Genomic DNA, 14,537 nt, shown 5'->3' with positions numbered 1-14,537 from the left:
CGTCGCTGATCCATTACCGACACCTCGTTCCAGGGCATGGACGGCCTCCCGAATCGACCAATCCAGCCCAGTTTGATGTGTCAGCTATGTCTCCGAACACCTGTCAGTGATCTGTCCGGTCTAAACACTTGACCCGGCCATCCACGCTTCTATTGAGCGGCGAACGCGCCCGCTACAGCTGCGTCTTGTAGCGCTCTTCCACCATCTCCTGGCTCTCCGGCTCACCAAGGCCCGTCTGGTCGTGGATGACCTCGCCGATGCTCGGCATCACCGAGCGCTGCACCTTTTCCGGCGACCACAGTTTTGAGCGCATCAGCGCCTTGCCGCAGTGGAAATAGACTTCGCTGACCGCGACGTTCAGCACTGCGCGGGGCGGCTTGCCGTACTCCACCATCGACGCCAGCAGATCCGGATCGATCGACAGCGTGCCGCGTCCGCCGACGCGTAGCGTCTCGTCGATCCCCGGCACGAAGAACAACAGGTGCACGAAGCCAGAGCCCTCGACGACGTTGCGAAAACTGTCGATCCGGTTGTTGCCGGAACGGTCGGGCATCAGCAATTGGTTGGGAGCGGCGACGTGGGCGAAGCCGATGCCACCGCCGCGCGGGGAGGCATCGACACTGCCGTCAGTGCCCGACGTCGCGAGTACGCAGAACGGCGACATCTCGATGAATTTCTTCGCATGTGCGTCGATCGCGGGACGCGCCTTCGCGATCACGCGCGGGCTCGGCTTGGCATAGATGGTGGCGAGGTCTTCAGCGCAAAGATCGGTCAATGGCGTGCCTCCGCATCAGCTTGGCGTCAAGCTACCCGATCGTGCCGCCTCCGGCCAATGGAATCCATCCAGACGCATCACACCGCATCGGCCGGGACGAAGCAGCTGATGATGATGGCGCCGCGGTGATGGACGTACCAGACCACGGCCTGTCCGACCGGATTGCCGCGATCGCGGATGATCGCGCGCTCCGGCACCTCCATCCATTGTCCCTCGATCGGCACCCAATAGGTGCCGCCGCGCACGTCGTAGTCGGTGCGGTGACCGTCGGAGATGTCGCAGCAGGGCACGCCGTTTGGTGCCATCACGCTCTTGAACCAGGCGCGGATGTCGGGCGGGACGTGGTCGTATTGCCCGTTGTCGAACGCGAACGCGGCGCTCGTCAGCGCCGTCGTCGCAGCGAGCCAAACGCACAGCGCGAGCCTGTGCATGCGGTCCTCCTCATCGCGTGTCGATTCTCATTGCGATGATTAAGCCCGAGCTGTCAGCGCATTGCATGCTCAAATAATATGCGGTGCGAGAGGCGTCGCATATGATGCGCTGCGATATGAGCGGTCTGCTGTTGTTACATCGTTCGCTGCGGCGCGGTTTGCAGCAATTGTCGGACCTGCTCGACGTAGAATTTCGCGTTGCCCGTCGTGCCGTGGCCGCGCGTCTCGGTGCTTGCCGGGATGAGATGCAGTCTGCCGTTCTTGACCCGCTTCATCGCAGCGTCCGTGACGCCGGTCTCCGGCGGGTTGCGCTCGTCGTCGGCGGAATTGATCAGCAGCAGCGAGGCTTCGATTGCCTCCAGCTTCTCGCCGGCATTGTAGTCGTGCGAGGCCTCCCACTGGTAGACGAAGTCGTTGGCATCCGCCGTGATCGGTGTCGCGAGCCGCTCGTCGACGATCTTGTCGGCTTTCGCCGCCGTCGGCGCCTGCTGTTGATAGGCCAGCGTTCCGCCGATGCTCGCGATGCCGTAGGCGGTGATGGCGTATTTCATCATGCGCGGCTGGCTGGCGTAATTGCCGCCGTTGTAGTCGGGATCGTTGCGGATGGTGTCGAGCATGATCCGCCGCAGCATCCAGTTGCGCGACGCCATCTCGGTCGGCTGCGAGGCCATCGGGATCAGCGCGTCCATCGCCTTCGGATATTTCTCGCCCCACAGCCAGGTGTGCATGCCGCCCATCGAATTGCCGATGACAAGCCGCAGATGCTTGACGTCGAGCCCTTCCGTCACGAGGCGATACTGCGCCTCGACCATGTCGTCGTAATCGTATTTCGGAAAGGCGGTCTTCATGCCGTCGGACGGCTTTGACGACTTGCCGTGGCCGATGCCATCGGGAATGATGATGTAATATTTGGATGCGTCGAGCGGCTGTCCTGCACCGAACAGCTCGCCGGCAAAAGCAGGCGTCAACATGCTCGCCGCTGATCCGCCCGAGCCGTGCAGCACGAGCACGGGCTGGCCGCCCGGTTCGCCGACGGTGGTGTAGTGCAGCCGCAGTTCCGGCATGGTCTCGCCGGTGTGGAACTTGAAGTCTTTGGCGACCCAGTCGCCTTGCTTGGGCGCTGGATAATCGGCCGCCACGGCCAGCGTCGAGACGGACAGCAGAAGGGCCGCTAGTGCCGCGCAAGAAGCCTTCATGTTTCTCTCTCCATGCGGCTCATCATTGGCGGCCGCGTTGTGGCGGACCTTACCAGAAGCGGGCGGAAGGATGTAGGATTTCGCCGCCGCCGATCGTCTTCAAGAAAACCGGAGAGACCGCATGTGCCGCAACATCAAAACGCTGTTCAACTTCGAGCCGCCGGCCACGGAGGACGAGATCCACGCCAGCGCGATCCAATTCGTGCGCAAGCTCTCCGGCTTCAACAAGCCGTCGCAGGCCAATGAGGCGGCGTTCGACCTCGCTGTGGCCGAGGTCTCGGAAGCTGCGCGAAAACTCCTGACCTCGCTGCACACCCACGCGCCGGCGCGCGACCGTGAGGTCGAGGCGGAGAAGGCGAAGGAACGTTCGCGGTTGCGCTTTGGCTAGCGGCTCCGGCGGGCACTTCCGTGATCTGGCTCACGGTAGGGGCCGCCGCAACTTGCAATGATGTCTGCCGGGGTTTTGACAGCCCGGAGCACGACCATGAGCCGCCCCCTTCTTCCGCTGAGAGCAGGTGCCATCGTCTTCACGCTGCTATGGACCGCGTGGATGATGTGGTGGGGCGGCTCGTTCTCGAGCGCGAACATCGTCATCCTGGCGCTGTGCGGCGCTGCGGTCGGCTATCTCTGGTATCGCGCCATGCGCTGGCAATTCGAGCGCATGGGCATGCTGCCGCGACGCGAGGACCAGGCGAAGTAGCCGCTAATCCTTGTGGCCGTGCTTCTTCTTTTTCTTCTTTTTCTTGTGCTCGTCGTCTTCGCCGTCGTCGTCCTCGAGGTCCGTTTCGTCGGGCTCCTGCACGGCGGCCTCGAGCGCCGCGCGCTCGGCGGCTTCCCGTGCGTCTCGCTCGGCGGCTTCACGCTCGCGCTGACGGCGGCGTTCATCCCAGGCGTCGAAGAGCTGATCCAGCCACGGCAGCACCTGCTCGATCGAGGGCAGCTGGCCGGGCGGGCCGGCCTCGCCGCGCGGGCCCTGCGGTCCCACGGGGCCCTGCGGTCCGGCTGCGCCCCGCGCACCGGCTTCACCAGGCTTGCCTGGCAGCCCGGCCTTGCCCTGCGGACCGGCCTTTCCGGCCGCGCCGGGCTTGCCTTGAGGCCCCGGCTTGCCGCGCGCGCCGTCCGGCCCGCGCTTGCCCGGATGTCCCTGCGGACCCGGCCGTCCTGGCTCGCCCTGCCGCCCACGCGGCCCCTGCCGTCCCTGTTCGTCTGCCACGCCACTACTCCCTGTGCGGAAGCAAGCTACTTAGCGGCGTTTGACGACAGCAGCAATTCCGCCCGCGCATCGCGACAGGCTTGATCAACATCAATCAGCGGCACGGGACGCCGTGTCATTGAATTGCGCACGGCCACAACCTTCTCGAGGAGTGCGTGATGCGAGCTGCGTGGACCATCTTCTGCCTGTCGGCAGTCATCCTTGCGGTTGCCATCGGGCTTGCCCATCTGCTCGTGCCCGATGTCGTGCCGGTCGCCTTTGCCGAGGAGCCGCAATCGTCATGGGCCGTCATGACGGCCTTCGTGCTGCGCGCCATCGAGCTGATCGCGGCTGCCGTGGCGATCATCGCGCTTGCGGTTCTCGCCGGCGGACTGATCGGTCGCGCGGTCACGCGCTAGTCGTGATAGGCGGGCACCTCGATGCCCGAGGCGGCGTAGATCCTGATCTTGTTGCGCAGCGTGCGCACCGACAGGCCTAGCACGCGCGATGCGCGGGTGCGGTTGCCGTCGCAGCGCGCCAGCGTCTGGAGCACGAGCTCGCGCTCGACTTCGTCGATGGTTGCGCCGATCAGCAGCGGAACGATCTGGTTCGGAGCAAGGAATTCTGCGTCCTGCGGCGCCGCGACATGAACAGTGGTCATCAACACACCCCGATCAACGCCCGCTTCCTTCGCTGGAAGCGGATCGAGAACAACGACCCCCAGGCCGTAGATCTACGGTGGGCGGGTTTGGTTAATGAAAGGTTAATCGCGGGCGATCGCACGAGATGACCTTGGGAATGCCGCGGAGTGGCCGCGATTGGCACAAGATGCATAGCGAAGCGGACGTATTGTGCGTCACGCTTCACACCGTCCGGTACCCGCCATCCACCATCACGATCGTTCCTGTGACGTAAGCCGACATATCCGACGCCAGGAAGATCGCGGGTCCCACGATATCCTCGGGCTTGCCGGTGCGCGCCAGCGGCGTGTGATCGACAAAGGCCTGCACCAGCGCCGGATTGGTCGCGCGCACATTGGCGTTGATGTTGGTTTCGATGAAGCCCGGCCCGATCGCGTTGACGCGCACGCCTTCCCTGCCGAGCTCGACCGCAAGCGCCTTGGTGAAGCCGAGCACGCCGTGTTTCGAGGTCGTATACGCCGCCGAGCTCGGTGTGCGCAGATGCACGAAGGACTGGATCGAGCCGATATTGACGATGCGGCCCTTGGCTGCGCGCAACGGCGAGAGGAACGCCTGCGTCATGTTGAAGACGCCGTTGAGGTTGAGCGAGATGATGTCGTTCCAGTCCTTCGCCACCGTCTCGGTCTCGGCGGTGAAGGCGTTGCGGCGGGTGATGCCGGCATTGTTGACGAGGATCGAGACCTGTCCGACCTTGTCGGCGACCTGCTTTGCCAATGCAAAGCAATCATCGCGTTTGGTCACATCGAGCGCAAAACTCTCGGCCTTGCCGCCGGCGTTGCGGATCTCCTTCGCGGCTTCCGCGACGGTGTCGGCATTGACGTCGAGCAGCACCACTTGCGCGCCCTCGCGCGCATAGCCTGCCGCGATCGCCCGGCCGATGCCGGAACCGGCGCCCGTGACGACGGCGATGTGGTTTGCGAGCAACGCCATGGCAATTTCCTCCCGTTTTCGTTTCTAAGTTTCATGAAAGGCTAACCCGAAATTAAGGGGTCGGAAACGGCGGCCTTGGCATACTGATCTTCATTGCTAAACGTTGCGCGCATGATGGAACGGCTTGAATCCTGGAAATTGGCGCTCGAGCGCCTGCGGTCGGCGGAGGCTGCTAATTGGACCGACGCAGGCCGGCTCGTGGCCGAGATCGCGCGGATGAGCACCGACACCATGCTGCGCCAGGCGGCCGAGCAGGCGCTTCCGGTGCTGCGCCAGGCCGCGGACAATGACGATCACGGCGTCACGCTGGCGGCCCGGCGCCGGATCGGTGTGGTCCTCGATGTCGTTCACGATCTGACCGCGCCGCGCTTCGGCCGTCGCAACGCCGCGCCGAAGAAGCTCTCCAGCGAGGATCGCGCCCGCAAGATGCTCGGCCTGCCGCTCGCGGTGCAGCTCACCTGCGAGGACATCAACCGGGCCTATCGCCGCGCCGCCAAGGGCATGCATCCTGACCAGGGCGGCAGCGCAGAAGCCTTCATCGACCTCGCCGCCGCGCGCGATATTTTGATTCATCCCGGCGCGCACAAGGACGCGTGAGAGCCTCAGCTCTTGTTGACGCAGCTCGGATAGGGCGCGGCTTCGCCTGCTACGATCGGGCAGAGCTCGATCGGGCTCAGGTCGAGCAGTCGCTTTTGCCAGCGCTCGTCGTTGACCGGTGGCTCGTCGCTTTCGGGACCGCGCTCGGCCCATTGGATGGTGTAATAGTCGGCCGTGCCCTTCAGCGCGATCAGCAGCGCGGTCTCGCTGTGCCGGGTCGGGCCGCTGTCGACGCGGCCGCAGCCGATCACGGCGCCAAACCCCTCGAAGCGGCCGAACTTCAGCGCACCGAGCGGTCTCGCCGCAAAGCTGTCGGGGCAGGCCGATTTGAAACCGCCGGCGATGGTGCCTGCGAATTTCTCGGGCGAGGCGCTAGGCGTGAGCGTCATGCCCTTCTCGCCCGTGACGGTGATCATCTGGGTCCAGCGCTCGGGCGTCTCGCCCTTGATCACGGCTTCGCGGATGTAGTGGCCGCCCTTGGTGTTCTCGAACACTACTGAAAAATTCGACGGCATCGCGAAGGAGACGAGCTGGCCGAAGATCGGCGAGATCACGCGGAAGGATTGCGGGGCCTGCGCCTGCGCAGTTGCGGCGAGCAGGAGTGATGCGGCGAGAACTGTTGCTGTCGTCGTTGCACGCATCGCATCCTTGCCCGATCCTTGTCGTCCGCCGACCGAATTTTGACCAGCCACGTCCCGGTCAAAATGTGAGTAGTTCCGCATACCGGTCAGGTTCAAGGCGTGCCCGCGGGTCTGCGGCTGAAACCGAGGCGGTGCCTGCAAAAGAAGAAGGGCGGACCGCTCGCGCAGCCCGCCCTCGAAATCCGATCTGTCGCGTGAAGCCTAGAGAGTGCATTTGCGCTCGGCGCGCAGCTTGATCTGGAGGTCGGAGGCGGCCGTGAAGGTCGGGAGCGGCTTGCTGACGACCTTGTAGGTCGAGACGCCCCACTGGAACGGTTTGTACTTCAGGTCTTCGTTCCAGACCTGGCAGATGCCGGTGTTGTCCCAGCGGATCACGTAATAGCCGACCGCCGCCGAGGCCGGCGCGGCGAACACGGAGGTGGCGATGCCGGCAACGGCACAAAGGGCGAGAACGCGACGCATGAAGTATCTCCTTGTGGGGGAAGTGTGGCTCGAAAATTCGTGCGGTAAAAGCAGGCCCTTTGCAAGCGGGGGAGCGGCCGTTCACGGATATGTCAGACGGAGCAGGCAACTTGGTTCGGCCGAGTGCCCGGCAAGTCACACGCCCCCGGCGCAGCTCACTTCGAAAGCGACGCCACCGCCTCGATCTCGATCAGCATTTTCGGATCCGGCAGCGCCTGCACCACGCAAGTCGTGCGGGCAGGATAGGGCGGCGGGCCGAAGGCGCCGGCATAGAGCGCGTTCATGGCGGCAACGTCCGAGGCGCGGGTCAGGAGCACGTTGACCTTGACGAGGTCGCGGACGGTTGCACCGGCCTCGTCCAGCACCCGATTGATGTTGACGACGACATTGGCGAACTGCGTCTCGAAACCGTCGGGTAGCGCGCCATTGGCGTCGAAGCCGGGAATGCCGGAGACGAACAGGAGGTCGCCGACGCGCGTCGCAAAGGACAGCGGCGGCGCCTTCACGTGGGGCGGGGGCGCGAAATGCTGGATCGGCATGGGATCACCTCGGAAGGGCTGAGACGCGTGAGGGTAGCGACATGCAGGGGAGATGCAATCGGCATTCGGGAGAGGAGGCAGAAACAAAAATTCGAAAACAACCCCATGCACAGTAGGGACATAGCGGAAATCATTGATGGTTTTCTCGAATTCGGGAAGCGCGAAATTTTTGCTTGCGCCGTCGGGCAAAACAGGGGCAGAATGGCATGCTGGCGGTGGTCGGTGTGGAGCCTCAAACTCCGCCGTCATGCCCCGGCTTGACCGGGGCATCCAGTACGCCGCGGTCTCTCGATCCAATCACAAGCGTCTCTGGAATACTGGATCGCCCGGTCCTAGTGCGCAATTGCGCACTGGCCGGGCGATGACAGCTGAGTGGGTTGCTGCACCTCGCGCCTCACGTCCACCCATCATGTTGCCGCCGCGATCGATCGGATAGATTTGTCGCGTCTGATTCGTTTCCTCCTTTGAAAAATAGCCCCCGGAGATACTCCATGAAGATCGCCACCACCCTTCGCGCCGCGCTGGTCGGCCTTGCCGCGCTTGCCGGCCTCTCGACCTCGGCGATGGCCGACGGCGGCACCGTGGTGCTGACGATCTACAAGGCGGGCTGGATCATCGGCGGGTCCGGCGGCTCGGGCGTGCTGAACTTCCGCGGCCGCGCCTATTCGCTCTCCACCGGCGGGCTCGATTACGGCCTCGTCTTCGGCGGCTCCAGGACCGTGCTGCGCGGCCGCGTCTCCAACATCAACCGGCCCTCCGATGTCGCCGGTGTCTACGGGGCCGCCGGCGCCGGCATCGCGGTCGGCCGCGGCGCCCGCGCCATCGTGCTGACCAACCAGAAGGGCGCGGTGCTGGAACTGTCGGGCACGCAGGTCGGCCTGATGGCGAACGCCGATCTCAGCGGGCTCGCGATCACGATGCGGTAGAAGGCGGTGCCGTAGGGTGGGTTAGCCGTGCGGCTGCGCGAAGCGCGGTCGCCCGGCGTAACCCACCATTCCGCCGCCGTGGAAACAGAAGAGGTGGGTTACGCCTTCGGCTAACCCACCCTACGAATTACGATCTTCCGACCATCGCATGAATCGCCTCGCAATGCTTGACGAGGTTTGCGTGCGCATCGACGAACGCCTTCAGCGGTGTCGGGATCGGAAAATAGTGGATGTTGGCGACAAAGCCGTAGATGCCGGCATCACAGCTGGTCGGCTTCGCGCCGTGCACGAAGCCAGCGATGGGCACGATCTCCGCCAGGGCCTGCAAGTCGGCCAACCCTCGCGCGTAAGCCTGATCGGGCGTGTAGCGGCCGATGCCCTGGTAGTGATAGCGCTGCGCGTTATACGCTTTCGCCTTCTCGAATCCGTCGGCATTGATCTGCGGATGCTGCGCGATGAAGCCGTCGCGAAACGCCGGATAATAGCGCTCGTCCTTCCACCGCGAATAGGACATGACCCAATAGAGGTCGTCGAGCATGCGCGTGACGAAGTGGTTGGTCCGGCGCTGCTCGGCTGACAGCGCCGCATCGATGCCCAGGCCGTATTTCGCGATGGCGTGCGCGATGATGGTCTCGCTGTCGCCGATGGTCTCGCCGTCGTCGACGACATAGGGCAGCTGCCCGCGCGGTGCCGTGGAGGCATCGAACACATGCTCGTGCACGAACGGCACGCCGGCGAGTTTCAGGAAGGCGTAGACCTTGAGGCCGTAGCCGTTGTTGTCGGCGACGCCGAACAGGTCTGGGTAGGAGTAGAGGGTCAGCATCTGTCGCTCCCTTCAGCGCGATGGCACCTTGGCCCGCTTGTCTGTCTTGACGGCTTGCGCAGCCTTGCCGGCGCGGATCATCAGGAACGCGCCGGAAAAGCCCGGCAGCCGCCAGCGCCCGTCGATCTCGGTGACCTCGGCATTGACAGTGCCTTCGTAATGCACCGTGTCGAAGCCGTAGCCGGGCGGCTCGTAACGTTTGACGAAAGAGACCGCACTGCCGGAGCGTTGGCCCGCAATCGAGGCGTTGTGGGTGCGGAGCGGGCAGCGCGGGTTCGAGCAGGGCTCGGTGACATCACCGCTGAGCGCGCCGCTGGATTCGACCAGCGTCGCCGTGAACGTGACCATTCCGGTGCCCGGTTGAATGTAGCTGCCGTCCCAGACACCGGTCAGATCCTCGCTCATGGCGGTGCCTTCCCTGGATGATGCGGCCCGGTTGATATCAGGCTCTTCCATCTCGAGTCGTATCGCCGGGGTGAGACGCTTGCAACAGTGGCGTAGGGTGGGTTAGCCGCCCACAAGCGCGCTCCCTCCACGCGTGACGGCGCAAGGCGTAACCCACCATATCGGTAGCTGCGGAAACAGAAGCGGTGGGTTACGCAGCGCGGACAGCGCTTCGCGCCGCCGCGCGGCTACTCCACCCTACGAACCCGACGCAGCCCTGAACACCGCCAGCTGCGCATCAAACGCCCGCCGGAACGCCGGCCGCGCCTCGCCGCGCGCGACATAGGCGGCGAGGTCGGCGTACTCGTCCAGCAGGCCGGATGTGTTCAACCTTCGTAGCACCGTGACCATCATGAGATCGCCGGCGCTGAAGGCGCCATCGAGCCAGTCGGCACGGCCGAGGCGACGGGACAATTCGCCGAGGCGAGTACGGACGCGCTCCTGGAGCATGGGCAGGCGCTCCGCGTACCAGCTCTTGTCGCGCTCGAACAGCATCGCCATCCCGAGCTCGACGATCGGCGGCTCCAGCGTGTTCAGCGCGGCAAACATCCACGCGATCGCGCGGGCCCGCGCGTTCGCCTCAAGCGGCAGCAGCCCGGCGTGGCGCTCGCCGATATGAAGCACGATCGCACCAGTCTCGAACAGGGCGAGGTCGCCGTCCTCGAAGGTCGGAATCTGCCCGAACGGATGCAGCGCAAGATGCGCCGGTTCTTTCATCGCCGCGAACGACACGAGGCGAACGTCGTAGGGCTGCCCAACCTCCTCGAGCGCCCAGCGAACCCGCATGTCGCGCGCCTGTCCCCTGCCGCGGTCGGGTGAGCTTTCGAAGGCGGTGATGGTGGGCATCGGGGGGCTCCGGGGTGGTCTGTTTACAGAGGACGAACGACGGACGCAGTTTCCGACAGGCTAGTGCGAAATGAGAGTGGTGGTGTGCCCCGGACGCAGCGCAGCGCGCCGCCACTTGCGGCGTGATGCGCTGCAGAGCCGGGCCCATGACGGATCCGTGCCCGGAGCCTCTGGATCCCGGGTCTGCGCTGCGCTTGCCCGGGACACGAGGGCGGAGGCGCCCCGGGATTAAACCGTTCAGCGCGCGCGATAGATCCATGCCGCAAGCTCCCGCCACGGCTCGATCGTCCAATGCCCCGACGCCGCACCCGACGGCGAGGGCAGCACGAAGATCTCCGGCAAGCTTTCGTCGCGCGGCTGTCGCCCCAGCGCGATCCTGCTCGACGGCCTGCCATAAAACAAGCTCGCCGCCCTCTTGCTCGTGAACGCAATCGTCCTCGGCCGATACTTTTCGATCTTGGTCCTGAAGCCTGATACGTCGATCGTCTCAGCCGCGATCTGATGATCCATCCCGGCGCCCGACTTGGACAGATCGGTGAAGCCGATCCCGAGCTCGATCAACGATGCGAACTCGCCCGGCTGATACCGCCGCGGCGTAATCCCGGCCTCATGGATCGCGCGCCAGAAGCGGTTGCCGGGATGGGCGTAGTAGTGCCCGAGTTCAGCCGAGCGCGTCGAGGCGGCGGTGCCGACGAAGACGAGGCGGAGGTTGAGGCGGAGCTGGTCGGGGAGTCTTTCGAGAAGAGCTTCCGAGAGGGACGAGATTCTGGCTCCGGGAGAAGCAAAGAGGCGTGCCACGCGCAACTAGTGACTTGGAATGAATTCGTAAAGGTGCTGCATGAACCGTGTTGCGCGCTTCAACGTGTCCAGCTGATCCTTTGTCATTGGATCCCTATCGAAATGCATGACCTCATTCCGTATTTCTCGGACTTGATCAAGTAGCTGAACAAACTCAGTGGCGTCAATGCTTAGCGCTAGCTTCGTCCAAATGTCCGGATGCTGAAACAGTCTGATGTATTGCCCAAGAGTGAGTTCTTCTATCTGGCTAACCTTGCGATTCGAAGGTGCAGCGCCTTCGAGAATTTGGAAATCGGACTCAGTGACCTTTTTTCCCAAGATTCGCCGGATGTGTAGTTCTATTTCTCTCAGCAGGAGAAATGGCTCAGAAAGCGACTGAAATTGGAGGCTAAGGTCACTCGCTGTTATAATACCCGTGATGCGACGATCTTGCTGATTTCGTACAAGCGTATAACCAAACTCGACAATTGTTGGAATGGCTTCGAACAACGTTCGGTTCGAGTCGATAATTCGTATTTCTTCACGACAATCGCCGACCGACACGCATTTTTGTCCCATTGCGAGCTTCAGGCCAATCGACTTCCAAGTTATTACACCCTTTACGTCGCGCTCTCCTTGCATCACGGGAAGCTGCGAAAAGTCGTACTGGAGCATCAGCGTGATGGCTTTGTTGAGCGGGGCATCGTTGCTTATTGCAATCAAAGCTTTGTTCGCGGCAGGGAGGCTTCCGATGCGAAAAGTCGGATCGTCCCCAGAAAGGCCATCTACAATTTCCGAACGAGTGGGGGTTTCAGGTGCGGTCGATGTAAGCGGAGGCTCGGCCGGCACGGCGGCTTGAGCTGGCGATGTTGCCGATCCCTCAAGCTCCGCATCGCTGGCAATACCTTCGATGGTGATGTTTGGAGCCGCTGCAACTTGGGCGCCATCTTTAAGTCGAAGCCAAATAGGTTCGTCGATCCAAGTCAATTCAAAATCAGGATCAGTGGTAAGGTTCAAGGCATCGAGAGCTTCCCGAATGGCCTGAACCTTTATTGAGCCACGGCGCTCAGCTCCAAAAATTCCCAAGAAATCTCGAACTGTAATGCGGTTAACGCGCCGCCCCGCTCTCAAACGATCGGCAGCCCAGTGCAGCTTGTCGGGAATGAACATGGCATCAAAGGTTCCAATTAATATAGCGAAAGCTTATTGACGCAGAAAGCATATTGCAAGCAAAGGTTGTTTCTATCTGCGGGTAAACTCCCACAGGGCGTACTTCCATTATGAAGCTGCGCGGCATCCGTTCCGGTGTCGCGCAGCAATAACCTGGTGCCCTCACAACACCCGATTACTCTCCTTCACCTTCGCCGCATCCAGATACAAGCTCTCGCCCATCTCCTTGAACTTCGCGCTCATCCTGGCCATGCCGTCCTCGGCGGTCCCGCTGATCGACATGCCGATGCTGTTCGGATCGTTCAGCGTCGCCGCGTAGTCCCGCACGTCCTTCGTGATCTTCATCGAGCAGAATTTTGGGCCGCACATCGAGCAGAAATGGGCGACCTTGTGGGCTTCCTTCGGCAGGGTTTCGTCGTGGAAGTTTTTTGCGGTGTCGGGGTCGAGGCCGAGGTTGAACTGGTCGCTCCAGCGGAAGTCGAAACGGGCGCGGGAGAGCGCGTCGTCGCGCAGTTGCGCGGCCGGGTGGCCCTTGGCGAGATCGGAGGCATGGGCCGCGATCTTGTAGGTGATGACGCCGACCTTGACGTCGTTGCGGTCAGGCAGTCCGAGATGCTCCTTCGGCGTGACGTAGCAGAGCATGGCGCAGCCGAACCAGCCGATCATGGCCGCACCGATGCCTGAGGTGATGTGGTCATAGCCCGGCGCGATGTCGGTGGTCAGGGGCCCGAGGGTGTAGAACGGCGCTTCGCCGCACTCCTTGAGCTGCTTGTCCATGTTGATCTTGATCTTGTGCATCGGCACGTGGCCGGGGCCTTCGATCATGACCTGGCAGCCCTTGTCCCACGCAATCTTCGTGAGCTCGCCGAGCGTCTCCAACTCCGCGAACTGTGCGCGGTCGTTCGCGTCGGCGATCGAGCCGGGACGCAGGCCGTCGCCGAGCGAGAACGAGACGTCATACTTGCGCATGAGGTCGCAGATCTCGTCGAAATGGGTGTAGAGGAAGCTTTCCTTGTGATGCGCCAGGCACCACTTCGCCATGATCGAGCCGCCGCGGCTGACGATGCCGGTGACGCGGCTGGCGGTGAGGTGGATGTATTGCAGGCGGACGCCGGCGTGGATCGTGAAGTAGTCGACGCCCTGCTCGCACTGCTCGATCAGCGTGTCCTTGTAGAGCTCCCAGGTCAGCTGCACGGGATCGCCGTTGCACTTCTCCAGCGCCTGATAGATCGGAACGGTGCCGATCGGCACCGGCGAGTTTCGAAGAATCCATTCGCGGGTGGTGTGGATGTTGCGGCCCGTCGAGAGGTCCATCACGGTGTCGGCGCCCCAGCGGATCGCCCACACCATCTTCTCGACCTCTTCCTCGACCGACGATGTCACCGCGGAGTTGCCGATATTGGCGTTGATTTTTGTGAGGAAGTTGCGGCCGATGATCATCGGCTCGAGCTCGGAGTGGTTGATGTTGCAGGGGATGATGGCGCGGCCGCGCGCGATCTCCGAGCGCACGAATTCCGGGGTGATGAAGGCGGGGACTTCGGCGCCAAAGCTCTCGCCGTCGGCCAGCGCCTGCTCCGCGCGCTCGAGCTGCTGCTTGCGGCCGAGATTTTCGCGGGCGGCGACGTAGATCATCTCCTTGGTGATGATGCCGGCGCGGGCGAACTCGAGCTGGGTGATCTTGTGGCCGTCGAGGCCGCGCAGCGGCTTGTGATAGGCCGAGAAGGCGCGCGCGGCCTTGTCGGTGGAGACGCTGCCATTGTCTTCGGGCTTGATCTGGCGCCCGTCATATTCCTCGACGCCGCCGCGCTCCAGCACCCACTTTTTGCGGTCACGCGCGAGGCCGGCGTTGACGTCGATGGTCACGGACGGATCGGTGTAGGGACCGGAGGTGTCGTAGACCGGCAGGTTCGGCTCGCCGGCACCTTCTGAGAGGATGATCTCGCGCAAGGGCACGCGGATATCAGGCGCGGCGTCCGGGGTCGCGAAGATTTTTCGCGAGGAGGGAAGCGGGCCGGTGGTGACGGCGGGGACGGTCTTGTCGGGGTTGGAGCGGATGTTCATGGGATCCTCCGTTGAATATGATTATC

General features: G+C 63.3%; 20 protein-coding genes. 5 read left to right on the top strand and 15 right to left on the bottom strand.

Annotation, left to right across the window (positions count from 1 at the left end; genetic code table 11):
- Positions 1-172 precede the first annotated feature (172 nt).
- From B5V03_RS31680 to B5V03_RS31670, 3 genes are all read right to left on the bottom strand, one after another.
- Positions 173-775 (bottom strand): MSMEG_1061 family FMN-dependent PPOX-type flavoprotein, encoded by a 603-nt coding sequence (locus tag B5V03_RS31680; RefSeq protein WP_129274327.1) that lies wholly within the window; start codon positions 773-775, stop codon positions 173-175.
- Positions 776-852: 77 nt separating this feature from the next.
- Positions 853-1,206, bottom strand: a complete 354-nt coding sequence (locus tag B5V03_RS31675) for a hypothetical protein (RefSeq protein WP_129274326.1) — start codon at positions 1,204-1,206, stop codon at positions 853-855.
- Between the two features lie 134 nt (positions 1,207-1,340).
- Entirely contained in the window at positions 1,341-2,402 is a 1,062-nt protein-coding gene (locus B5V03_RS31670; protein ID WP_129274325.1) for an alpha/beta fold hydrolase, read from the bottom strand.
- Between the two features lie 121 nt (positions 2,403-2,523).
- Here B5V03_RS31670 and B5V03_RS31665 point away from each other — a divergent pair, with 121 nt between their 5' ends.
- The gene (locus tag B5V03_RS31665; RefSeq protein WP_129274324.1) at positions 2,524-2,790 is read left to right on the top strand and encodes a DUF2277 domain-containing protein; all 267 of its coding nucleotides are present in this window, start codon (positions 2,524-2,526) and stop codon (positions 2,788-2,790) included.
- A 96-nt stretch (positions 2,791-2,886) separates the two neighbouring features.
- Positions 2,887-3,102, top strand: coding sequence for a hypothetical protein (locus B5V03_RS31660; RefSeq protein ID WP_129274323.1), 216 nt, complete (start codon positions 2,887-2,889; stop codon positions 3,100-3,102).
- A 3-nt stretch (positions 3,103-3,105) separates the two neighbouring features.
- On the opposite strand, the gene B5V03_RS31655 is transcribed toward B5V03_RS31660, so the two are convergent.
- Complete coding sequence (locus B5V03_RS31655) at positions 3,106-3,615, bottom strand: collagen-like protein (RefSeq protein WP_129274322.1); 510 nt, start codon at positions 3,613-3,615, stop codon at positions 3,106-3,108.
- Positions 3,616-3,773: 158 nt separating this feature from the next.
- Between B5V03_RS31655 and B5V03_RS31650 the strand changes: the two genes are divergently transcribed.
- Positions 3,774-4,013: a hypothetical protein gene (locus tag B5V03_RS31650; RefSeq protein ID WP_164988420.1), complete on the top strand. Its 240-nt coding sequence runs from the start codon at positions 3,774-3,776 to the stop codon at positions 4,011-4,013.
- Here B5V03_RS31650 and B5V03_RS31645 read toward each other — a convergent pair.
- Positions 4,010-4,255, bottom strand: coding sequence for a helix-turn-helix domain-containing protein (locus B5V03_RS31645; RefSeq protein ID WP_129274321.1), 246 nt, complete (start codon positions 4,253-4,255; stop codon positions 4,010-4,012). The two genes, B5V03_RS31650 and B5V03_RS31645, sit on opposite strands and share 4 nt — an antisense overlap.
- Positions 4,256-4,457: 202 nt before the next feature.
- Entirely contained in the window at positions 4,458-5,225 is a 768-nt protein-coding gene (locus B5V03_RS31640) for an SDR family NAD(P)-dependent oxidoreductase (protein WP_129274320.1), read from the bottom strand.
- A 111-nt stretch (positions 5,226-5,336) separates the two neighbouring features.
- Between B5V03_RS31640 and B5V03_RS31635 the strand changes: the two genes are divergently transcribed.
- Positions 5,337-5,822, top strand: coding sequence for a J domain-containing protein (locus B5V03_RS31635; protein WP_129274319.1), 486 nt, complete (start codon positions 5,337-5,339; stop codon positions 5,820-5,822).
- Between the two features lie 5 nt (positions 5,823-5,827).
- Here the strand turns inward: B5V03_RS31635 and B5V03_RS31630 are convergent, their stop codons facing one another.
- From B5V03_RS31630 to B5V03_RS31620, 3 genes are all read right to left on the bottom strand, one after another.
- On the bottom strand, positions 5,828-6,463 hold the full coding sequence (locus B5V03_RS31630; protein WP_129274330.1) for a hypothetical protein: 636 nt from the start codon (positions 6,461-6,463) through the stop codon (positions 5,828-5,830).
- Between the two features lie 201 nt (positions 6,464-6,664).
- Positions 6,665-6,925, bottom strand: coding sequence for a hypothetical protein (locus tag B5V03_RS41775; RefSeq protein WP_164988419.1), 261 nt, complete (start codon positions 6,923-6,925; stop codon positions 6,665-6,667).
- A 155-nt stretch (positions 6,926-7,080) separates the two neighbouring features.
- Positions 7,081-7,464, bottom strand: a complete 384-nt coding sequence (locus tag B5V03_RS31620; RefSeq protein ID WP_129274318.1) for a RidA family protein — start codon at positions 7,462-7,464, stop codon at positions 7,081-7,083.
- A 491-nt stretch (positions 7,465-7,955) separates the two neighbouring features.
- Here B5V03_RS31620 and B5V03_RS31615 point away from each other — a divergent pair, with 491 nt between their 5' ends.
- Positions 7,956-8,390, top strand: coding sequence for a hypothetical protein (locus tag B5V03_RS31615; protein WP_129274317.1), 435 nt, complete (start codon positions 7,956-7,958; stop codon positions 8,388-8,390).
- Between the two features lie 127 nt (positions 8,391-8,517).
- On the opposite strand, the gene B5V03_RS31610 is transcribed toward B5V03_RS31615, so the two are convergent.
- From B5V03_RS31610 to thiC, 6 genes are all read right to left on the bottom strand, one after another.
- Positions 8,518-9,213 carry a glutathione S-transferase family protein gene (locus tag B5V03_RS31610; RefSeq protein WP_129274316.1) on the bottom strand — a complete coding sequence of 232 codons (696 nt, stop codon included), beginning with the start codon at positions 9,211-9,213 and terminating at the stop codon, positions 8,518-8,520.
- A 12-nt stretch (positions 9,214-9,225) separates the two neighbouring features.
- Entirely contained in the window at positions 9,226-9,618 is a 393-nt protein-coding gene (locus B5V03_RS31605) for a hypothetical protein (RefSeq protein ID WP_129274315.1), read from the bottom strand.
- Between the two features lie 237 nt (positions 9,619-9,855).
- Entirely contained in the window at positions 9,856-10,503 is a 648-nt protein-coding gene (locus B5V03_RS31600) for a glutathione S-transferase family protein (RefSeq protein ID WP_129274314.1), read from the bottom strand.
- A gap of 237 nt (positions 10,504-10,740) precedes the next feature.
- Positions 10,741-11,268, bottom strand: a complete 528-nt coding sequence (locus B5V03_RS31595) for a mismatch-specific DNA-glycosylase (RefSeq protein ID WP_129274329.1) — start codon at positions 11,266-11,268, stop codon at positions 10,741-10,743.
- A 39-nt stretch (positions 11,269-11,307) separates the two neighbouring features.
- Positions 11,308-12,450 carry a CBS domain-containing protein gene (locus tag B5V03_RS31590; protein ID WP_129274313.1) on the bottom strand — a complete coding sequence of 381 codons (1,143 nt, stop codon included), beginning with the start codon at positions 12,448-12,450 and terminating at the stop codon, positions 11,308-11,310.
- A gap of 162 nt (positions 12,451-12,612) precedes the next feature.
- Positions 12,613-14,511, bottom strand: coding sequence for a phosphomethylpyrimidine synthase ThiC (gene thiC, locus B5V03_RS31585; protein WP_129274312.1), 1,899 nt, complete (start codon positions 14,509-14,511; stop codon positions 12,613-12,615).
- Positions 14,512-14,537: the final 26 nt, after the last annotated feature.

The sequence above is a fragment of the Bradyrhizobium betae genome, from assembly GCF_004123905.1.
Lineage (GTDB): Bacteria > Pseudomonadota > Alphaproteobacteria > Rhizobiales > Xanthobacteraceae > Bradyrhizobium > Bradyrhizobium betae_A.
The sequence above is the reverse complement of the archived record's forward strand: the minus strand, read 5'-3'. Positions and strand labels throughout refer to the sequence as shown.